Genomic DNA, 19,446 nt, shown 5'->3' with positions numbered 1-19,446 from the left:
ATGCCGGCATTGCGCATCAGCATCGAAGGCTCGGCCGACTCCGGCGCGGTGTTCGGCCCCCAGGGCGGTACGCTGGGCCGGGCCAGCCAGAACACCCTGGTGCTCAGCGACGCCGAGCGTTCGGTGTCGCGCCTGCACGCGCGGGTCGACTGGCGCCCGAGCGGCTTCGTGCTCGTCAACATGGGCCTGAACACCATCATCCACAACGGTGGCTTGCTGGCCACGGCCGAAGAGGCCGAGCTGGCGGCCGGCGACGTGCTGCGCATCGGCCGCTTCTCGCTGCTGGTGTCCGATGCGGGCGAGCACGAGCTGCCGCTCGACGACGCGGAAGAGGCGCTGTTCGACGACATGACCGGCGAGCCGCTGGCGCGGCGCGTGCCGCCCTGGCCGGACCTGGCCCCGTTCGACGATTCCGCGGCCGGCTTCGTCACCTCGGGCCTGGGCATGCCGCCGCGGCCCGGGCCGGCGCAGGGCACGGTGGGCGAGTTGCTGCAGGGCATGGGTTGCGCCTCGGCGCCGCTGCCGGCCACCGTCACGGCGGAGCAGGCCGGCCAGTTCATGCGCAGCGCCATCGAGGACACGCTGCGCACCTGGATCCCGCACTGCTCGCCAGCCGTGCAACAGGCCTGGTTCACGAGCTTCGAGGAGGCCCTGGCCCGTGTGAGCCAGGCGCAGGCGCGCGTGGAGCAGCGCGACAGCTCCGCCGGTTGACGCAAAGGCAACGCAGACAAAGAAAAAGCCCCGCGGCTTGCGCCGCGGGGCTTTTTTCTGAGGGCGGTGCGGCCGGTGGCCGCACCCGGCACATCACATGCCCATGTCGCCCATGCCACCCATGCCGCCGGGCATGGCCGGGGCGGGTGCGTCTTCCTTCGGAGCCTCGGCGATCATGGCCTCGGTCGTCAGCATCAGCGAAGCCACGGACGCGGCGTTCTGCAGGGCCGTGCGGGTCACCTTGGTCGGGTCCAGGATACCCATTTCGATCATGTCGCCGTAGGTGTCGTTGGCGGCGTTGAAGCCGTAGTTGCCCTTGCCACCCAGCACGGCGTTCACGACGACGGAGGCTTCGCCACCGGCGTTGTAGACGATCTCGCGCAGCGGGGCTTCGATGGCCTTGAGCACCAGCTTGATGCCGGCGTCCTGGTCGGCGTTGTCGCCCTTGATCTCGCCAGCGGCTTGCTTGGCGCGCAGCAGCGCGACGCCACCACCAGCCACGATGCCTTCTTCCACGGCAGCACGGGTGGCGTGCAGCGCGTCTTCGACACGGGCCTTCTTTTCCTTCATTTCGACTTCGGTGGCAGCGCCGACCTTGATCACGGCAACACCGCCGGCCAGCTTGGCCACGCGCTCTTGCAGCTTCTCACGGTCGTAGTCGCTGGTCGCTTCCTCGATCTGCACGCGCACTTGCTTGACGCGGGCTTCGATGTCGGCAGCGGCACCGGCGCCATCGATGATGGTGGTGTTTTCCTTGCCCACTTCGATGCGCTTGGCTTGGCCCAGGTCGGCCAGCGTGACCTTCTCCAGCGTCAGGCCGACTTCTTCAGCGATGACCTTGCCGCCCGTCAGGATGGCGATGTCTTCCAGCATGGCCTTGCGGCGGTCGCCGAAGCCAGGTGCCTTGACGGCGACGACTTTCAGGATGCCGCGGATCGTGTTCACCACCAGGGTCGCCAGGGCTTCGCCCTCGACTTCCTCGGCAATGATCAGCAGCGGACGGCCGGCCTTGGCAACGGCTTCCAGCGTGGGCAGCAGTTCGCGGATGTTGCTGATCTTCTTGTCGAACAGCAGAACGAACGGGTTGTCCAGCAGGGCGGCCTGCTTTTCGGGGTTGTTGATGAAGTAGGGCGACAGGTAGCCACGGTCGAACTGCATGCCTTCGACGACTTCCAGCTCGTTGTCCAGCGACTTGCCGTCTTCGACGGTGATGACGCCTTCCTTGCCGACCTTGTCCATCGCGTCAGCAATGATCTTGCCGATGGATTCGTCGCTGTTGGCCGAGATGGAGCCGACTTGCGCGATTTCCTTGGAGGTCGTGGTGGCCTTGGAGGCCTTCTTCAGCTCGGCGACCAGGGCTTGGACAGCCTTGTCGATGCCGCGCTTGAGGTCCATCGGGTTCATGCCGGCGGCCACGTACTTCATGCCTTCGCGCACGATGGCCTGGGCCAGCACGGTGGCGGTGGTGGTGCCGTCGCCAGCGTTGTCAGAGGTCTTGGAAGCGACTTCCTTGACCATCTGGGCGCCCATGTTCTGGAGCTTGTCCTTCAGTTCGACTTCCTTGGCCACGGACACGCCGTCCTTGGTCACGGTGGGGGCGCCGAACGAGCGCTCGAGCACCACGTTGCGGCCCTTGGGGCCCAGGGTGACCTTGACCGCGTTGGCCAGGATGTTCACGCCTTCGACCATGCGGGCGCGTGCTTCGCCGCCGAAAACTACGTCTTTAGCTGCCATGTGAATTTCTCCGAATCAATACAGGAAGGGGATGGAGGGGAAGCGAAGTGCTTACTTCTCGACGACCGCGAACAGGTCGTCTTCCTTCATCACCAGCAGTTCGTCGCCGTCGACCTTGACGGTCTGGCCCGAGTACTTGCCGAACAGCACGCGGTCGCCCACGCGGATCGACAGTTCGATGCGCTTGCCGTTGTCGTCCAGCTTGCCCGGGCCCACCGCCAGCACTTCACCCTGGTCGGGCTTCTCGGCGGCGTTGTCGGGGATCACGATGCCCGAGGCGGTCTTGGTTTCGCTTTCAATGCGCTTGACGATCACGCGATCGGCCAAAGGACGAAGTTTCAATTGCATCTCCTGAGAAGGTTGCGTTGCGTTGTGGGGCAGCCAGAGGCTGCAAGCCCGGAAAACGTGGGAACGAAGGCATCGTTAGCACTCGTCCCCAGCGAGTGCTAATCATAAAGGCGAAATGTGAAGGATCAAGTGGGAGCAGGAAAAAAGCTGCACACCTGCCGCGCGACGGAAAACCACCCGCGGCTGCCGGGGGCTTGGAAAACTTGTCACAGCAGGCCCCTATGCTGGCCAGAGGCGCGGGCCTGAAGCAACCCGCGCGCCTCGTCCCCGCCCCGACGTGTGGCAGCGAGACAGGCTGCTGTCCGACATGGGCGGCACGCACGCCGGTTCAGACTTCACCCACCCCGCCGGGAGACCGCCATGAACGTTCGAGACAAGCTGCACGAACTGAGCATCTATGTGCCCGAGGGGGCGCACCGCTACCGGCTTGGAAAGGGCTGCCTCGAGTGGCTGCGCGCCGACCATGTGGAAGGCGCGGCAGCGCTGTTCCGCATGCCCGTCACGCGCGACCAGTACGAGTCGATGCTCGGGGCCGGGCTGCTGTGCACTGCGGAGCGTGTGGTGGAGTCGCCGTACATCGCGCCGCCCACCTTCGGGCGGAGCCGTGAGGCCTTGCAGTAGCGGCGCTGTCGGGCAAGCCCCCGGGGCATGCCGTGCGGACGCTTGCCCCCCGAGCGCGCCCAACCAGTGGTCGAACACGCGCCGCCCGATCGGCGAGGCGGCCGGTACATCGGCAATAGAGGAAAATCAAGGGCTTACGTGAGAGCGCCGTTGCCCTGCTGAACCATTTCGCAGGTGGGCGACTCTGCCAGGTGGGCATCGCCCCACGCCTTTTCCGCGCCACTGCATGGTTTCCTCTCCTCGCCCGCCCACCCCGAAAGAATCTTCTGCTTCGCCGCGGGCCGCCGCACGCCGTCGCACGCTGCTGTGGGCCGCGGGCGCCGTCCTGGCCACGGCGGCGCTCGCCACCGTCGGGCTGGGCGTGGCCGCCTGGCAGGCCTACGCGCAGCTGCCCGACGTGTCGGCGGCGGCCGACTACCAGCCCAAGCTGCCGCTGCGCGTGTACACGCGCGACGGCGTGCTACTGGGCGAGTTCGGCGAGGAGCGGCGCAACCTCACGCCCATCGCCGAGATCCCGCAGGTCATGAAGGATGCGGTTTTGGCCATCGAGGACCAGCGCTTCTACACGCACGACGGCGTGGACTACACGGGCATGCTGCGCGCGGCCGTGGCCAACCTGGGCCGCTCGCGCAGTCAGGGCGCCTCGACCATCACCATGCAGGTGGCGCGCAACATGTTCCTGTCCTCGGAGAAGACCTATGCGCGCAAGCTGCGCGAGGTGCTGCTGACCTTCAAGCTGGAGCGCGCGCTCTCCAAGGACCAGATCCTGGAGATCTACATGAACCAGATCTTCCTGGGCCACCGGGCCTATGGCTTCGCGGCCGCCTCGGAGGTCTATTTCGGCCGCCAGCTCAAGGACATCACGGTGGCCCAGGCCGCCATGCTGGCCGGCCTGCCCAAGGCGCCCTCGGCCAACAACCCGATCAGCAACCCGCGCCGCGCGCGCGTGCGCCAGCTCTACATCATCGACCGCATGCAGGAAAACGGCTTCATCACCGCAGCCCAGGCGCAGGCGGCGAAGGAGGAGCCGCTGGCTGTGCGCAGCGCCGGCGACACGGTGGCCGTGCACGGCGAGTACGTGGCCGAGAGCGTGCGCCAGCAGATGTTCGCGCAGTACGGCGACGCCACCTACACGCGCGGCATCAATGTCTACACCACGCTCGATGCCAAGGACCAGGCCGCGGCCTACGGCGCGCTGCGGCGCGGCATCCTGGCCTATGAGCGGCGCCAGGTCTACCGCGGGCCCGAGGCCCAGATCGCCCTCCCGACCGCCGGCGAGGCCCAGGACGACGCCATCGAGGAAGCGCTGGATGCCCACCCCGACAACGGCGAACTGGTCTCGGCCGTGGTGCTGGAGGCCGACAGCCGGCGCGTGAAGGCCGTGCGCGGCGACGGCGAACGGCTGGAGATCACGGGCGAGGGCCTGCAGCCTGCGCAGTCGGGGCTGGCGGCCAATGCGGCCGCGGCCGTGAAGATCCGGCCCGGCTCGGTGATCCGCGTACTGCGCACCGACAAAGGCAGCTGGGAGATCACGCAGCTGCCCGAGGTCGAAGGCGCCTTCGTCGCCATGGACCCGCGCGACGGCGCCGTGCGCGCGCTGGTCGGCGGCTTCGACTTCGGCAGGAACCAGTTCAACCACGTGACGCAGGCCTGGCGCCAGCCGGGCTCCACCTTCAAGCCCTTCATCTATTCGGCCGCGCTCGAGAAGGGGTTGATGCCGGCCACCATCGTGGACGACGGCCCGCTGTACTTCGACGCCAGCGTCACCGGCAGCAAGCCGTGGGAGCCCAAGAACGACAACGGCGCCTTCGACGGCCCGATCCGCCTGGACACGGCACTGGCCAAGTCCAAGAACGTGGTCGCCATCCGCGTGTTGCAGACCGTGGGCGTGCCGGCCGCGCAGCAATGGGTCACGCGCTTCGGCTTCGACACCGAGCGCCAGCCGGCCTCGCTGACCATGGCACTGGGGGCCGGCGCGGTCACGCCGCTGCAGATGGCCTCGGCCTATTCGGTGTTCGCCAACGGCGGCTACCGCGTGCAGCCGCGGCTCATCGACAAGGTGACCGACCAGCGCGGCCAGGTGCTGCAACAGGAAACGGCGCCCATGCTCGACGAGTCGGCCCGCGCCGTGCCCGCGCGCAACGCCTTCCTGATGACGCAGTTGCTGGGCGAAGTGGCCACGCGCGGCACGGCCGCGCGCACGCGTGCCACGCTGCAGCGTGCCGACCTGTACGGCAAGACCGGCACCACCAACGACGCCGTCGACGCCTGGTTCGCGGGCTACCAGCCCACGCTGACGGCCATCGCCTGGATCGGTTATGACCAGCCGCAGAACCTGGGCACGCATGCGAGTGGTGGTGCGCTGGCCATGCCGGTCTGGATCGACTTCATGCGCCAGGCGCTCAAGGGCGTGCCGGTGGCGCCGCCCGCCGCACCCGAGGGCGTGGTGCGCAACGAGGGCGACTGGTCCTACACCGAGTTCGCCAGCACGGCCGAGCCCGGGATGGCGGCCACCGAAGCGGTGCCCACGGCCCAACCGATGTCCGGCCCGATGGGCGAAGCCACGCAGGAGCGCACCGAGGAGCGCCGCAGCATCCTCGACCTGTTCAAGCGTTGACCAGGCGCAGGGCCGCGCGCTCGAGCCGGTTGCGGCCTCGCGCCTTGGCCTGGTAGAGCGCGGCATCGGCACGTGCGATCACGTCCTGCTCCGTGGCATCGCCGGTCGACCATTCGGCCAGGCCGATGCTGACCGTGAAGGCCGGCAGGGCCAGGCCGTCGGCCTGCACGGCCTCGACCAGGATGCGCTCGGCCACCAGCGCGGCCTCGGGCAGGCGCGTGTGCGGCATCACGACGACGAACTCCTCGCCGCCGTAGCGTGCCACCACGTCGTGCGGCCGCACCAGCGCCGCCATGCGCCGGCACAGGTGCACGAGCACGCGGTCGCCCACGGGATGGCCATGGCTGTCGTTGATCTTCTTGAAATGGTCCACGTCCAGCATGGCGACGCAAAAGGGCTGGCCCGTGCGGCCGTGGTTGGCGCGCTCGCGCCCCAGGCATTCGAGCAAGGCCTGGCGGTTCAGTGTGCCGGTCAAGGGGTCGCGGATGGCCTGCTCCTCGATGCGGGCACGCACATGGTCCGAGGCCATGGTGGCGAAGCCGATCACGAGCAGCAGATTGCAGACCGTGAAGCTGCCCGTGTAGACGATCTGGATCGCGTCCTGCGTGAGCAGGCCGCTGTCGCCCTGCGGGAACAGCGCTGCGTGCACGCCCCTGGCGGCGTAGACGGTGGTAAGGACGGCCAGCCACGAGGTGGTCAGCGTGATGCCCAGCGCGCGGCCGAAGCGCTCGGCCTGGGGGTAGCGCAGCAGCAACAGCGCATGGTGCACGCTGATGAAGCAGCACAGCCCCGCCACGACGACCAGCCGCATGCGGTAGCTGGGCTGGCCATAGGCGAACCAGGTCACCGCGGCCACCATGGCCAGCCATGCCAGCAGCCATGGCCCCCAGCGCAGGCGTTCGCCGAAATGCCGGCGCGTGCCGGCCAGCCAGACGATGTAGGCCAGCACGAAGGCGGCATTGCCCAGCGTGACCGTCGCCAGATGCGAGATCCAGTCGCGCAGGCCGAGCAGCAACATGCCCGCGAACACCAGCCAGGCGCCCGCCACCCAGGTGCGCAGGCCCGGCACGGGCAGCGGGGTCGCGCGGGCCAGCAGCGTCAGCACCATGGCCATCAAGCCGCTCGTGATGCTGCCGATCAGGACGGTCGTGCGTGGATCCAGCGCGTAAGTGGACATGCTTCCCATGGGTGGGCGCGATGGTGGCACATTCCCGCCGCACGGCCAGCGGCTGAAATGTGCAGTATTTCTGTGTTGGCGCGGTTGCGGCGCCACCGCCCGGGGTCAGTCCGGCCGATCCGGGCTACGGTGTAGATGCGGCCACAACCGCGCCACCACCTCGCGCTCGGCCGCGTAGGCGTAGCAGCTGTCGACCTTGGCCTGGCGCTGGGCTTCGCTGCCGGGCAGGTTGATCTGCGCCAGCCGCGCGGGCGCCAGGCCCTGGAAAGCGGTGGTCGCCATCGGCCCCAGCAGTTCCACGATGTGCGTGCACGACGCCGCGCCGCCCAGCAGCTCGCGCACCTGGCGGTTCCAGCCCTTGCGCATGGACAAGCCCTTGAGCGGCGCCAGCGTGGCCGTTGCCCCCGGGCAGATGCTGAAGGGCGTGGCATCCATGGAGGCGAAGGCGTCGTGGACCTGCATCTCGTCGTCCACGACCAGGTGCACGGCGATGTCGTGGATGGGCGTGCCGGGCGGCGTGTCGGCCTCGGCCAGCTGGCGCCGGAAGGGCTGGCGCTTGGTGTCCACGAGCCGGCCGACGACCTCGTACAGGCCGCTGGCGAGCCGGTAGAAGCGCAGGTCGATCTGGCGGTGGTGCAGTTCTTCGCGGTCCATGGGCGACGATTGTGCGCGGGGGTGGAGGACGGCGCGTCACCTTGGTGTCTTCGCGCGCAGCCGGCGCTTGCTATACACGCCACCACCATCAGGAGGCAGACATGTACCAACCCTTCAATCTCAGCGGGCGCAGCGCGCTCATCACGGGCGGCAACGGCGGCATCGGCCTGGGCATGGCGCGCGCGCTGCTCGCCTGCGGCGCCAAGGTGTCGATCTGGGGCTCCAACCCCGACAAGACCGCCAGCGCGCGCGATGCGCTGGTGCGCGAATGCGGCGACGCGTCGCGTGTGCACAGCGCCGTCTGCGACGTGGGCGACGAGGCGGCCGTCGAGCAGACCTTCGCCGCCACCGTGGCGGCGCTCGGCCCGCTGCACGCCTGCTTCGCCAACGCCGGCGTGTCGAGCAAGGGCACGGTGCTGACCGAGATGTCGCTGGAGGAATTCCGCCGCATCCAGCGCATCAACGTCGAAGGCGTGTTCCTGACCTTCCGCGCCGCGGCCCGCCACATGGCCGCGCATGGCGAGGGCGGCTCGCTGGTGGCCACGGCTAGCACGGCGGCTGTGGAAGGGGCGGCGCGCAACAGCCACTACGGTGCCTCCAAGGGCGCCGTCACGGCCATGGTGCGTGCGCTGGCCGTGGAGTTGGCGCGCCACAAGATCCGCGTCAACTCCATCCTGCCCGGCTGGATCGCCACCGAGATGACCGAGCGCTCGTTCGCCAACGAGAAGTTCGCAGCCAACGTGCTGCCGCGCGTACCGGCCCGGCGCTGGGGCACCATCGACGACTTCGGCGGCATCGCCGTGTACCTGGCCAGCGATGCCGCGGCCTACACCACGGGCGAGCAATTCGTCATCGACGGCGGCTACACCAAGTTCTGAGCCGGCAGCCGCGGGCGCCGCCGGCCTACAGCGGCGGCACGGGTGCTTTCCATACTGGCGGGAACCTAGAAGGAGCTGCCATGCAACAGACACCGTTGCGCCACTTGGCGCTGTCCGTCGACGAGCCCGAACCGGGCCTGTTCCACTGGATGCTGCTCGAGAGCGAGGACGCCATGAAGACCTGGTTCGTGGTGGAAGCCTCCGACGACGCCTACGACACCTTCAGCGAAGCCTGGGAAGACGGCGCTGCCACGCTGCGCGGCCTGGGCGATGCCCAGTACGGCCCGCGTGCCGAGGTGGCGGAAGACGAGAGCGCCGACCCGGTGCTCGAGAGCGGGCCCGGCGTGGACGATTGAGGCTCAGCTGCCGCGCAACAGCCGAGCCGGCGAGAGCCGCAGCTGCGCGAGCAGCCACTGTGCGCCCAGAGCGAGGCTGAGCCCGCTGACGCACGTCGCGGCCAGCGCGCCGGTCCAGTACAGGCCCGTGGCGTCCAGATCGAGCCGCCAGTCCAGCAAGGCCGAAGCAAGGGCGCTGCCTGCCACGGTCGCGAACACGCTGGTGACGAAGGCCAGCAGCGCGTACTCCCAGCGCAGTGCCCCGCGCAGGCTCGCGAGCCGCGCGCCCAGCACGTGCAGCACGCTGGCGTCATAGACCTGCCGCGCCCGGCTGGCCGCAACCACGCTGGTGAGCACCAGCAGGCTGGCGGCCAGGCAGATGCCCGCGACCACCGCCAGTGCGGCGCTGGCCCGGCCTAGCAGCAGGCGGCTTTCGGACAACAGGGCGTCGGTGCGCACGCTGACGATGTTGGGCGCGGCGGCCGCGAGCCGGTCCTGTGCCGCGATCGCCTGCTGCGGGTCCAGCCAGGCGGCGCCGACGTGGCGCGTGATGTAGGGGTCGAGCACGCCGTCGCTGAAGATGCCCTCCAGCCACAGCCGCGCTTGCAGCCGGCGCTGGCCGTAGATCGCCGACAGGGTGGCTTCGACCGGCTCGCCCTGGATGTCGAAGCGCAGGCGGTCGCCGACCTGCAGGCCCAGCGCGTCCGCCTCGCGGTCTTCCATGGCCACAAGCGGCGGGCCCTGGTAGTCGTCCGCCCACAGCGCGCCGCGCTCGACCACCACGTCGTCCAGGTTGCCGGCGCGTGTGGAGAGCTTGTGTTCCTTGCGCGCCGCGCGCAGGCGGCCTGCGTCCCCGCTGTCGCGCAGTGCTTCGCCGTTGACGGCGGCCAGACGACCCAGCACCAGGGGCGCGGTCTGCAGGCGCTGCACGTGCCCCAGCTGCTCGCGCAGCAGCGGCAACTGTTCGGTCTGCACGTCGTGCAGCACCAGGCCCGGTGCCGCGCGCGGCACGGTGTCGGCGATGGTGCGCAGCAGCGTGGCCACGACCAGCGTGCAGGCCACCAGCAGCGTCAGCGCCGTGCCCAGCGAGAGCAGGGCCGGGCGCAGCGCCGAGCCGGGCCGCTGCAGGCCGGCCAGCGCCAGGCGCAGTGCGAAGCCGGGTTGCCAGCGCGAGGCCAGCAACCAGCGCGCGAGGACGCGCAACAGGCGTTGCACGCCTTCGAGCAGCACCAGCAGCCCGGCGACGACGGCGAGGAAGGCCCCGCCGATGCGCGCATCGGGCAGGCTGGCGATCAGCAGCGCGGCGATGGCCAGGCCGCAGAGGGCACTTGCGGCCCAGGCCCGGCCGGGCGTGCGCAGCGCGGCGGCGTCCAGGCCCCGGAACAGGGCGGCGGGCGTCACCGTCAATGCCCGGCCCAGGGCCGGCAGCGCGAAGGCCAACGCGGTCAGCACGCCGAAGCCCATGGCCAGCGCGGCCGGGCCGGCCATCGCGGCGAGCTGCGGGCCGAGCTGCTGCACCATTGGCAAACTGCGCGCGGCCACAGCCGCGCCACCCAGCGCCAGTGCGCCGCCGGCAAGAACGCCGAGTGCGCTGGCGGCCACGGCCAGCATCAGCACCTGCAGCAGCACCAGGGCGGCCAGCCGGGCATCGCGCAGGCCCAGCGCGCGCAGCGTGGCCAGCGTCGCGAGCTTGCCCTGTAGGTAGGACTGCACGCTGTTGAACACGCCGAGCCCGCCGATGAACAGCGCCGACAGGCCGATCAACAGCAGTGCCGAGCCGACCTGTTCCAGCACCTGGGCCACGCGCTCGCTGCGCTGTTCGAAGCTGCGCACCTCGGAGTTGGATTGGGGGAAGGCCGCGATGAAGTTGTCGCGCCAGGCCGCGGGCGGCGTGGCGGTGCGCACGCGGTAGTGGTACTGCACGCGGCTTTGGGGCTGCACGAGGCCGGTGGCCTGCAGGGCGCCCTCGGCCAGCAGCACGGGCGCGCCATTCCAGTCGGCACGCAGGCTGCGGTCGGGCTGGCGCGCGATCACCGCGCGCAACTGCAACGTGAGATCCCCGAGTTGCACGGCGCTGCCGGGCGAAAGGCCCAGGCGCCGGGCCAGCCCGCCGTCCACGGCCAGGCCCCAGCGTCCATCGCGCTGGGCCAGCGCATCGGCCAGCGGCTGCGCGGGCGCCAGGGTGACCTCGCCGTACAGCGGGTAGCGCGCATCGGCGCTCTGCAGCACGACGAGCTGGGCGCGGCCGTCCGGCGCGCGCAGCATGCTGCGCAGCTCGATCGCGCGCGCGACCTCGCCGCGCGCCTGCACCCAGTCGCGTTCGGCGGGGGGCAGGGGTTCGCTGCTGCGCACCTCAGGTCGCCGCCGAACAGCGCACGCGCGTCCTCCTGCAGCGCACCGGCCACCTGGCGGTACAGACCGCCGCTCGCCGCGACCAGGGCCACGCCCAGCGCCAGGCAGGCGCAGAACACCCAGAGCTGGCGACCGCTCGCGCGCAGGTCGCGCCAGGCCAGGCTAAGCAGCATGGGCGTCCTCGTGCCGTTCCTCGTGCAGCTGGCCCTCGTGCAGGCGCAGCACGCGCTGGCACCGGGCGGCGAAGTCCATGTCGTGCGTGACCAGCACCAGCGTGGTGCCGGCCTCCTGGTTCAGTTCGAACAACAGCTCGCGCACGCGCGCGCCGGTCTGGTCGTCCAGGTTGCCGGTCGGCTCGTCGGCCAGCAGCAGGCGTGGGCCGTGCACGAGTGCGCGCGCGATGGCCACGCGTTGCTGCTCGCCGCCCGAGAGCTGGCCGGGGTAGTGCTGCTGGCGCGCAGCCAGGCCCACGCGGCGCAGGAAATCGCGCGCCCTCGCATGGGCATCGCGCCGGCCGGCCAGCTGCAGCGGCAGGGCCACGTTGTCCAGCGCCGTGAGGCTCGGCAGCAGGTGGAAGGACTGGAACACGATGCCGATGCGCTCGCGGCGCAGGTCGGCCAGCGCGTCGCGGTCCAGCGTGTCGAGCGGCTGGCCGTCCAGCAGCACGCGGCCGGCCTGCGGGCGTTCCAGCCCTGCCAGCAACAGCAGCAGCGAGGTCTTGCCCGAACCCGAGGGACCGGCGATGGCCACGCTCTGGCCCGCAGGAATGCGCAGGTTGACGTCGCGCAACACGTCCACGCGCGTCGCGCCCAAGGGATAGTGCAGGGCCAGGTGCTGGAGTTCGATCATGGCCGGGTGGGAGCCCGGCAGGCGCGCCGGGGTTCCCCCCGCCGCGCCGGCTTTACGCGACGTTCGCGTGCCGGCCGATTTCGGGCCAGCGGTGGTGCAGCCCGATCCAGCACACCAGGCCGACCCCCATCATCAGCAACGAGGCCAGCGCCAGCAGCACCGTGGAGTGCATGACCAGCGGCGCGATCACGCCGGCCACCACGCCGTTGGCGGTGGAGCCGACCACGGCCTGCAGCGAGGAGGCCATGCCGCGCCGCGTGGGGTACAGGTCCAGCACCAGCAGCGTGACCACGGGCACCATCAAGGCCCAGCCGAAGGCGAACACCGCGATCGGCGGCAGCGCCCAGAGCGGGTGCGCGGTCCAGAGCAGGTTGGCGGCCAGGTTCAGCACGGCCACCACGGTCATGATCAAGAAGCCATGGCGGATCTGGCGCTTGGGCGGGATGCGCCCTGCCAGCCGGCCGCTGGCCCAGGCGCCGCCCATGATGCCGGCGATGGTCAGGATGAAGAACCAGAAGAACTGGGTCGGCGACAGGCCCAGCAGCGTGCCCAGGAACTCAGGCGCCGACAGCACGTACAGGAACATGCCGTTGAACGGCACGCCGCTGGCGAAGGCCAGCAGCACGAAGCGCGGGTCCGAGAGCAGCTGGCGGTAGCCGCGCAGCAGGTCGGGCACATGGAAGGGTTGGCGCTGCGCGGGCTGCAGCGTCTCGGGCAGCAGCCGCCAGTTGCTGATCCAGAGCAGCACGCCCACGCCCGTCAGGAACCAGAACACGCTGTGCCAGCCCAGGTGCACGAACAGCCAGCCGCCGACGATGGGCGCGATGGCCGGGGCCACGCCGAAGTAGATGGTCACCTGGCTCATGACCTTCTGGGCTTCGGCGGGCGGATAGACGTCGCGGATCACCGCGCGCGAGACCACGATGCCGGCGCCCGTGGACAAGCCCTGCAGCGCACGGAAGAAGACCAGCTGCCCGATGTTCTGCGCCAGCGCGCAGCCGGCCGAGGCGATCGTGAACACCGCGATGCCCCACAGCACCACGGGCCGTCGGCCGAAACTGTCCGACAGCGCGCCGTGGAACAGGTTCATGAAGGCGAAGCCGAACAGGTAGGCCGACAGCGTCTGCTGCATCTCCACCGGCGTTGCGCCCAGCGAGCGCGCGATGCCGGAGAAGGCCGGGATGTAGGTGTCGATCGCGAACGGCCCCAGCATGCCGAGCGTGGCCAGCAGCACGGCAAGGGCCCAGCGCGGGCCGCGCCAGGAGGGCGTGGCCTCTACGCGCATGGATGGCTCCGCTTACAGGCCGGCCGCTGCACGCAACACGGCCGCCTTGTCCGTCTGCTCCCAGCTGAACTCGGGCTCTTCGCGGCCGAAGTGGCCGTAGGCGGCGGTCTTCTGGTAGATCGGGCGCAGCAGGTCCAGCATCTGGATGATGCCCTTGGGACGCAGGTCGAAGTGCTCCTGCACCAGCGCGGCGATCTTGTCGTCGGGGATCACGCCCGTGCCTTCGGTGTAGACCGTCACGTTCATGGGGCGGGCCACGCCGATGGCGTAGGCCACCTGGATCTGGCACTGGCGCGCCAGGCCGGCGGCGACGATGTTCTTGGCCACGTAGCGCGCGGCGTAGGCGGCCGAGCGGTCGACCTTGGACGGGTCCTTGCCCGAGAACGCGCCGCCACCGTGCGGGCAGGCGCCGCCGTAGGTGTCGACGATGATCTTGCGGCCCGTCAGGCCGCAATCGCCCTGCGGGCCGCCGATGACGAAGCGGCCCGTGGGATTGATCAGGTACTTGGTGTCCTGCAGCCACTCCTTGGGCAGCACGGGCTTGATGATCTCCTCGATGATGGCTTCGGTGAAGCTGGCCTTCATCTTGGTCGGCGTCTCGCTCTGGTCGGGGTGGTGCTGGGTGGACAGCACCACGGTGTCGATCGAGTGTGGCTTGCCGTCCACGTAGCGCATCGTGACCTGGCTCTTGGCGTCGGGGCGCAGGAAGGGCAGGCGACCGTCCTTGCGCAACTGGGCCTGGCGCTCCACGAGGCGGTGCGCGTAGTAGATGGGCGCGGGCATCAGCTCGGGCGTTTCGTCGCAGGCGTAGCCGAACATCAGACCCTGGTCGCCGGCGCCGATGTTCAGGTGGTCGTCGCTGGCATGGTCCACGCCCTGGGCGATGTCGTTGGACTGCTTGTCGTAGCAGACCATGACCGCGCAGCCCTTGTAGTCGATGCCGTAGTCGGTGTTGTCGTAGCCGATGCGCTTGATGGTGTCGCGCGCGACCTGGATGTAGTCCACGTGCGCGTTGGTCGTGATCTCGCCGGCCAGCACCACGAGGCCGGTGTTGGTCAGCGTCTCGGCCGCCACGCGCGAGCGCGGGTCCTGCTCGAAGATCGCGTCCAGGATGGCGTCGGAGATCTGGTCCGCCACCTTGTCGGGATGGCCTTCGGAGACGGATTCGGACGTGAAGAGGAAATCGTTCGCCATTTGAATAAACTCCTTCGCTTCGTAAAAGGCTGTTGCGTCGCGCGTTGCCTCTGGCGGGAGCTCGTGGCGAACGCTTTAGCAGATGTGTTTAACGTCGCCCTGCAAGTAGTTCAATAACTCAGCGACCGCGGCGATTCTAGCGTTCCCCATGAACCTCATGTGCGATGGCCTCCTGACCGGCCGGCTGGCGAGATGACCCGTTTCGCGATTGCGCTGTTGCGCTTGCTCGCGCCGCTGCCGTTGGCCTGGGTGCGGGCGCTGGGCGCCATGCTGGGGCGCTTGCTCTATGCGCTGGTCGGCAGCCGCCGGCGCATCGCGCTGACCAACCTGGCGCTGTGCTTCCCGCAGCTGACGCCGCGCGAGCGCGAGGCGCTGGCGCGGCGCCATTTCGTGGTGTTCGTGCAGGCCTGGCTGGACCGCGCCTGGCTCTGGCACGCGCGGCCCGAGGTGGTACGCGCGCGCCTGCGCATGACGGGCGCGCTGCACGAGCTGGCCGGCACGGCGCCCACGCTGCTGTTCGCGCCGCACTTCGTCGGCCTGGATGCGGGGGCGACGGCGCTGTCGCAGCAGATCCCGCGGCAGTTCGCGACCATCTTCACGCCGCAGTCCAACCAGACCGTGGACATCTGGGTGGCGCAGGGGCGCCAGCGCTTCGGCAACGCCAAGCTCTACAACCGCATCGATGGCGTCAAGCCGGTGGTGGCGGCCCTGCGTGCGGGCGAGCCGATCTACTTGCTGCCCGACATGGACTTCGGCGCGCGCGACTCGGTGTTCGTGCCCTTCTACGGCGTGCCGGCGGCCACCGTGCCCTCGCTGGCCCGCTTCGCACGGCTGGGCCGCGCGCGCGTGGTGCCCGTGGTCACGCGGCTGACGCCCGAGGGCTACGAGGTGCAGATCCTGCCGGGCTGGGACGGCTTTCCGGGGCCGGATGCCGAGGCCGACACGGCGCTCATGAACGAGCGCCTGCAGGGCTACATCGACACCATGCCCGAGCAGTACTTCTGGGTCCACAAGCGCTTCAAGACCCGCCCGCCCGGAGAGCCCCCGGTCTACTGAGCGGCAGCTTCAGGGTGGGCCCAGCGCCACAACAGCTGGCTGGCCTCGTCAATGCCGTGGCGCTTGAGCGCCGAGAACAGCATGGCCTCGCCGCCGCCCGCGTTGAGCTTGGCGATCGCCAGGGCCTTGCTGGCCTCCATGCGCGTGAGCTTGTCGGCCTTGGTCAGCAGCAGCAGGAACTTGAGGCCCTCTTCCACGCGCGGGCGGATCACCTCGAGCAGCACTTCGTCGAGCTCGGTCAGGCCCAGGCGCGGGTCGCACAGCAGCACCACACCCTTGAGGTTCTCGCGCGTGACGAGGTAGTTGGCCATCACGCGCTGCCAGCGCTCCTTGTCGGCCTTGGGCACGGCGGCATAGCCGTAGCCGGGCAGGTCGGCCAGCACGGCGTCGGTGACGCCCTGCTTGCCGAGCGCGAACAAATTGATGTGCTGGGTGCGGCCCGGCTTCTTGGAGGCGAAGGCCAGCTGCTTTTGCTGCGTGAGCGTGTTGATGCAGGTGGACTTGCCGGCGTTGGAGCGGCCGACGAAGGCGATCTCGGGCACCTCCAGCGCGGGCAGGAACTGCAGCTGCGGGGCCGTGGTCAGGAAGCGGGCGGTGTGCAGCCAGCCCGAGGCGACGGCAGCGGCAGAGGGGGCCGGTGCGGCGGCGGCGGGAGCGGGAGCTGTCATGAATGTGCAGGGATGGCGCGGGGGCGCATTGTAGAATCGCCCGGTTTTGCGTACATAAAACTACCCTCGATATGAAGTTGCTTGCCACCATGGTTCTGGCTGCAGTGTTCGCAGCGCCTTCGTTCTCCAGCCATGCCGCCGACGCCGCGCCGGCGGCTCCCGCGGCGGCGAAGCCCGATCTGGTCAAGGGCGAGCAGGGCTACACGGCGGTGTGCGCAGCCTGCCACGGTGCAGACGGCAATTCGGCCATCGCGGCCAACCCCAAGCTGGCACACCAGCACCCCGAGTACCTGGTCAAGCAACTGCACGACTTCAAGGACGGCAAGCGCAACAACCCCATCATGAAGGGCTTCGCCTCGGCGCTCAGCGACGAGGACATGCGCAACATCTCGTACTGGCTCACGTCGCAGAAGCCCAAGCCCGGCTTCGCCAAGGACAAGGAGCTCGTGCAGTTGGGCGAGCGCATCTTCCGCGGCGGCATCCCGGACCGCCAGGTCGCCGCCTGCGCCGGCTGCCACAGCCCCAACGGTGCCGGCATCCCCTCGCAATATCCGCGCCTGTCGGGCCAGCACGCCGACTACACCACCACGCAGCTGGTCGAGTTCCGCGACGGCAAGCGCAAGAACAACGCCCAGATGACGGGTGTGGCGGCCAAGATGAACGACCGCGAGATCCGCGCCGTGGCCGACTACATCGCCGGCCTGCGCTGATCCCGCAGTGCACACGCCCGCGCGCGGGCGGAACCAAATGCCCGCTTTCCACCCCAAGGAACGGGCGCCACGGCGGGCCGGCTGGTACAGCGGCCCGTTTTGTTTTTGAACGGGGCCTTGCACGATGACCACCACCACCCACGGCCTGCGCGTACGCAGCGGCTCGCACGCCTGGCGGGCCGCGGTGGAACTGCTGTCGTCGATGCGCTTCGCGATCGCGCTGCTGACCATCATCTGCATCGCGTCCATCATCGGCACGGTGCTCAAGCAGCACGAGCCCGCCAACAACTATGTCAACCAGTTCGGCCCGTTCTGGGCGCTGCTGTTCGACAAGTTCAGCCTCAACGCGGTCTACAGCGCCTGGTGGTTCCTGCTGATCCTGGCCTTCCTGGTCATCAGCACCACGCTCTGCATCGCGCGCAGCACACCCAAGATCTTCGCGGACCTCAAGGTCTACAAGGAGAACATCCGCGCGCAGAGTCTGAATGCCTTCCACCACAAGGCCAGCGCCATGGTCGCCGGCCAGCCCGAGGCCGCGGCCGCGCGCGTGGGTCAGGCCCTGGCCAAGGCCGGCTGGAAGGTCAAGCTGCAGCGCCGCGAGACGCCGACCGGCGAGGGCTGGATGGTGGCCGCCAAGGCCGGCGCGGCCAACAAGTTCGGCTACATCGCGGCGCACAGCGCCATCGTGCTGGTCTGCATCGGTGGCCTGCTGGACGGCGATCTCGTGGTGCGCGCCCAGACCTGGTTCAACGGCAAGAGCGTCTACAAGGGCGGCGGCATGATCGCCGACGTGGCGCCCGAGCACCGGCTGTCCATGCGCAACCCGACCTTCCGCGGCAACCTCATGGTGGCCGAGGGCACGCAGTCCAGCACCGCCATCCTGGCGCAGTCCGACGGCGTGCTGCTGCAGGACTTGCCCTTCGCGGTCGAGCTCAAGAAATTCATCGTCGAGTATTACTCCACCGGCATGCCCAAGCTGTTCGCCAGCGAGATCGTGGTGCACGACCGCGAGACCGGCGCCCAGACGCCCGCGCGCGTGGAGGTCAACCACCCGTTCAGCTACAAGGGCGTGGAGATCTACCAGTCCAGCTTCGACGACGGCGGCTCCAGCGTCCGACTCAAGGCCGTGCCGCTGCTGCCGGGCGGCAAGACCTTCGAGGTCGAGGGCGTGGTCGGCGGCAGCAGCGAACTGAACCGCGGCGACGAGAAGATGACGCTGGAGTACCAGGCTCTGCGCGTGATCAACGTCGAGAACCTGACCGGCCAGACCGGCAACGCCGTGGACGTGCGCAAGGTCGACCTGCGCGGCGCCATCGATGCGCGCCTGGGCGCGGGCAACAAGACCGTGACGCACCGCGAGCTGCGCAACGTGGGCCCCAGCATCACCTACCGGCTGCGCGATGCGGCCGGCCAGGCCCGCGAGTACCACAACTACATGCTGCCCGTGGACACCGGCGACGGCGTGGCGGCCTTCCTGCTGGGTGTGCGCGAAACCCCGGCCGAGTCCTTCCGCTACCTGCGGGTGCCGGCCGACGAGAACGCCAGCATGGACACCTTCCTGCGCTTGCGCGTCGACCTCATGGACCCGGCGCAGCGCGCGGCCGCCGTGCGCCGCTATGCGACGCGCGCGGTCGATCCGCAGCGGCCCGAGCTGGCCGAGCAGCTGGCCGCCTCGGCCGCCAAGGCGCTGGCCCTGTTCGCTGGCGAAGGCCAGGCTGCCGGTCCGTCGGCCAAGCCGCGCGGCGGCCTGCAGGCGATCGCCGATTTCATGGAAACCAACGTGCCCGAGGCCGAGCGCGGCCGCGCCGGCGAGGTGCTGGTGCGCATCCTGAACGGCGTGCTGTTCGAGCTCGTGCAGATGGGCCAGGAACGCGTGGGCGCCCCCCCGCTGGCGAGCAACGAGAAGACCCAGGGCTTCATGACGCAGGCCGTGCTCTCGCTCAGCGATGCATCGCTGTACCCCGCGCCCATGGTGTTCCAGCTCGTCGACTTCAAACAGGTGCAGGCCAGCGTGTTCCAGGTGGCGCGCGCGCCCGGGCGCAACATCGTCTACCTGGGCTGTCTGCTGCTGATCCTGGGGATTTTCGCGATGCTGTATGTTCGCGAACGCCGCCTGTGGGTCTGGATGGCACCCCAGGGCGATGCCACCCAGGCCACCATGGCCTTGTCGTCCAACCGCAAGACGCTGGACGTGGACCGCGAATTCGACCTGCTCAAAAGCCGGCTGATCGGCGCCGGGACCGGCGCCAAGGAGTGA

The 19,446-nt window shown here is 69.5% G+C and carries 17 protein-coding genes; 8 read left to right on the top strand and 9 right to left on the bottom strand.

Going from position 1 to position 19,446, the window contains the following annotated elements:
• Positions 1-711: an FHA domain-containing protein gene (locus IE209_RS06315; RefSeq protein WP_189686114.1), complete on the top strand. Its 711-nt coding sequence runs from the start codon at positions 1-3 to the stop codon at positions 709-711.
• Between the two features lie 93 nt (positions 712-804).
• Here the strand turns inward: IE209_RS06315 and groL are convergent, their stop codons facing one another.
• Positions 805-2,445, bottom strand: a complete 1,641-nt coding sequence (gene groL / locus IE209_RS06310) for a chaperonin GroEL (protein ID WP_189686113.1) — start codon at positions 2,443-2,445, stop codon at positions 805-807.
• 51 nt (positions 2,446-2,496) lie between these two features.
• A complete protein-coding gene (gene groES, locus IE209_RS06305) occupies positions 2,497-2,787 on the bottom strand; it encodes a co-chaperone GroES (protein WP_189686112.1) in 291 nt (96 codons plus the stop codon).
• A gap of 366 nt (positions 2,788-3,153) precedes the next feature.
• Here groES and IE209_RS06300 point away from each other — a divergent pair, with 366 nt between their 5' ends.
• Positions 3,154-3,414 carry a hypothetical protein gene (locus tag IE209_RS06300; RefSeq protein ID WP_189686111.1) on the top strand — a complete coding sequence of 87 codons (261 nt, stop codon included), beginning with the start codon at positions 3,154-3,156 and terminating at the stop codon, positions 3,412-3,414.
• Between the two features lie 226 nt (positions 3,415-3,640).
• Positions 3,641-6,031, top strand: a complete 2,391-nt coding sequence (locus tag IE209_RS06295; RefSeq protein WP_189686110.1) for a penicillin-binding protein 1A — start codon at positions 3,641-3,643, stop codon at positions 6,029-6,031.
• Here the strand turns inward: IE209_RS06295 and IE209_RS06290 are convergent.
• Complete coding sequence (locus IE209_RS06290) at positions 6,021-7,208, bottom strand: GGDEF domain-containing protein (RefSeq protein WP_189686109.1); 1,188 nt, start codon at positions 7,206-7,208, stop codon at positions 6,021-6,023. The genes IE209_RS06295 and IE209_RS06290 overlap by 11 nt on opposite strands.
• A gap of 105 nt (positions 7,209-7,313) precedes the next feature.
• The gene (locus tag IE209_RS06285; RefSeq protein ID WP_189686108.1) at positions 7,314-7,862 is read right to left on the bottom strand and encodes a DUF2889 domain-containing protein; all 549 of its coding nucleotides are present in this window, start codon (positions 7,860-7,862) and stop codon (positions 7,314-7,316) included.
• A gap of 101 nt (positions 7,863-7,963) precedes the next feature.
• Here IE209_RS06285 and IE209_RS06280 point away from each other — a divergent pair, with 101 nt between their 5' ends.
• Positions 7,964-8,740, top strand: coding sequence for an SDR family NAD(P)-dependent oxidoreductase (locus IE209_RS06280; RefSeq protein WP_189686107.1), 777 nt, complete (start codon positions 7,964-7,966; stop codon positions 8,738-8,740).
• A gap of 80 nt (positions 8,741-8,820) precedes the next feature.
• Entirely contained in the window at positions 8,821-9,096 is a 276-nt protein-coding gene (locus IE209_RS06275; protein WP_189686106.1) for a hypothetical protein, read from the top strand.
• A gap of 3 nt (positions 9,097-9,099) precedes the next feature.
• Here the strand turns inward: IE209_RS06275 and IE209_RS06270 are convergent, their stop codons facing one another.
• The 4 genes from IE209_RS06270 to metK all read right to left on the bottom strand — a co-directional run bounded on the left by IE209_RS06270 (position 9,100) and on the right by metK (position 14,755).
• Complete coding sequence (locus IE209_RS06270; protein ID WP_229882712.1) at positions 9,100-11,427, bottom strand: ABC transporter permease; 2,328 nt, start codon at positions 11,425-11,427, stop codon at positions 9,100-9,102.
• Between the two features lie 162 nt (positions 11,428-11,589).
• A complete protein-coding gene (locus IE209_RS06265) occupies positions 11,590-12,276 on the bottom strand; it encodes an ABC transporter ATP-binding protein (RefSeq protein ID WP_189686105.1) in 687 nt (228 codons plus the stop codon).
• A 52-nt stretch (positions 12,277-12,328) separates the two neighbouring features.
• Complete coding sequence (locus tag IE209_RS06260) at positions 12,329-13,561, bottom strand: multidrug effflux MFS transporter (RefSeq protein ID WP_189686104.1); 1,233 nt, start codon at positions 13,559-13,561, stop codon at positions 12,329-12,331.
• Between the two features lie 12 nt (positions 13,562-13,573).
• Positions 13,574-14,755 (bottom strand): methionine adenosyltransferase, encoded by a 1,182-nt coding sequence (metK, locus tag IE209_RS06255; protein WP_189686103.1) that lies wholly within the window; start codon positions 14,753-14,755, stop codon positions 13,574-13,576.
• A gap of 192 nt (positions 14,756-14,947) precedes the next feature.
• Here metK and IE209_RS06250 point away from each other — a divergent pair, with 192 nt between their 5' ends.
• On the top strand, positions 14,948-15,811 hold the full coding sequence (locus IE209_RS06250) for an LpxL/LpxP family acyltransferase (RefSeq protein ID WP_189686102.1): 864 nt from the start codon (positions 14,948-14,950) through the stop codon (positions 15,809-15,811).
• Here IE209_RS06250 and yihA read toward each other — a convergent pair.
• Entirely contained in the window at positions 15,805-16,479 is a 675-nt protein-coding gene (gene yihA, locus IE209_RS06245; protein ID WP_189686101.1) for a ribosome biogenesis GTP-binding protein YihA/YsxC, read from the bottom strand. The genes IE209_RS06250 and yihA overlap by 7 nt on opposite strands.
• Before the next feature lie 71 nt (positions 16,480-16,550).
• Between yihA and IE209_RS06240 the strand changes: the two genes are divergently transcribed.
• Positions 16,551-17,189 (top strand): c-type cytochrome, encoded by a 639-nt coding sequence (locus IE209_RS06240; protein WP_189686100.1) that lies wholly within the window; start codon positions 16,551-16,553, stop codon positions 17,187-17,189.
• 124 nt (positions 17,190-17,313) lie between these two features.
• Positions 17,314-19,446, top strand: coding sequence for a cytochrome c biogenesis protein ResB (locus tag IE209_RS06235; RefSeq protein ID WP_189686099.1), 2,133 nt, complete (start codon positions 17,314-17,316; stop codon positions 19,444-19,446).

Origin of the sequence: Pseudorhodoferax aquiterrae, assembly GCF_014652235.1 — a bacterium.
Lineage (GTDB): Bacteria > Pseudomonadota > Gammaproteobacteria > Burkholderiales > Burkholderiaceae_C > Pseudorhodoferax > Pseudorhodoferax aquiterrae.
The sequence above is the reverse complement of the archived record's forward strand: the minus strand, read 5'-3'. Positions and strand labels throughout refer to the sequence as shown.

Excerpts from the sequence above, each read along its gene's own strand:
- IE209_RS06315 (WP_189686114.1), top strand. The coding sequence starts at position 1 with ATGCCGGCATTGCGCATCAGCATCGAAGGCTCGGCCGACTCCGGCGCG.
- groL (WP_189686113.1), bottom strand. The coding sequence starts at position 2,445 with ATGGCAGCTAAAGACGTAGTTTTCGGCGGCGAAGCACGCGCCCGCATG.
- IE209_RS06300 (WP_189686111.1), top strand. The coding sequence starts at position 3,154 with ATGAACGTTCGAGACAAGCTGCACGAACTGAGCATCTATGTGCCCGAG.
- IE209_RS06295 (WP_189686110.1), top strand. The coding sequence starts at position 3,641 with ATGGTTTCCTCTCCTCGCCCGCCCACCCCGAAAGAATCTTCTGCTTCG.
- IE209_RS06290 (WP_189686109.1), bottom strand. The coding sequence starts at position 7,208 with ATGTCCACTTACGCGCTGGATCCACGCACGACCGTCCTGATCGGCAGC.
- IE209_RS06285 (WP_189686108.1), bottom strand. The coding sequence starts at position 7,862 with ATGGACCGCGAAGAACTGCACCACCGCCAGATCGACCTGCGCTTCTAC.
- IE209_RS06280 (WP_189686107.1), top strand. The coding sequence starts at position 7,964 with ATGTACCAACCCTTCAATCTCAGCGGGCGCAGCGCGCTCATCACGGGC.
- IE209_RS06275 (WP_189686106.1), top strand. The coding sequence starts at position 8,821 with ATGCAACAGACACCGTTGCGCCACTTGGCGCTGTCCGTCGACGAGCCC.
- IE209_RS06265 (WP_189686105.1), bottom strand. The coding sequence starts at position 12,276 with ATGATCGAACTCCAGCACCTGGCCCTGCACTATCCCTTGGGCGCGACG.
- IE209_RS06260 (WP_189686104.1), bottom strand. The coding sequence starts at position 13,561 with ATGCGCGTAGAGGCCACGCCCTCCTGGCGCGGCCCGCGCTGGGCCCTT.
- metK (WP_189686103.1), bottom strand. The coding sequence starts at position 14,755 with ATGGCGAACGATTTCCTCTTCACGTCCGAATCCGTCTCCGAAGGCCAT.
- IE209_RS06250 (WP_189686102.1), top strand. The coding sequence starts at position 14,948 with ATGACCCGTTTCGCGATTGCGCTGTTGCGCTTGCTCGCGCCGCTGCCG.
- yihA (WP_189686101.1), bottom strand. The coding sequence starts at position 16,479 with ATGACAGCTCCCGCTCCCGCCGCCGCCGCACCGGCCCCCTCTGCCGCT.
- IE209_RS06240 (WP_189686100.1), top strand. The coding sequence starts at position 16,551 with ATGAAGTTGCTTGCCACCATGGTTCTGGCTGCAGTGTTCGCAGCGCCT.
- IE209_RS06235 (WP_189686099.1), top strand. The coding sequence starts at position 17,314 with ATGACCACCACCACCCACGGCCTGCGCGTACGCAGCGGCTCGCACGCC.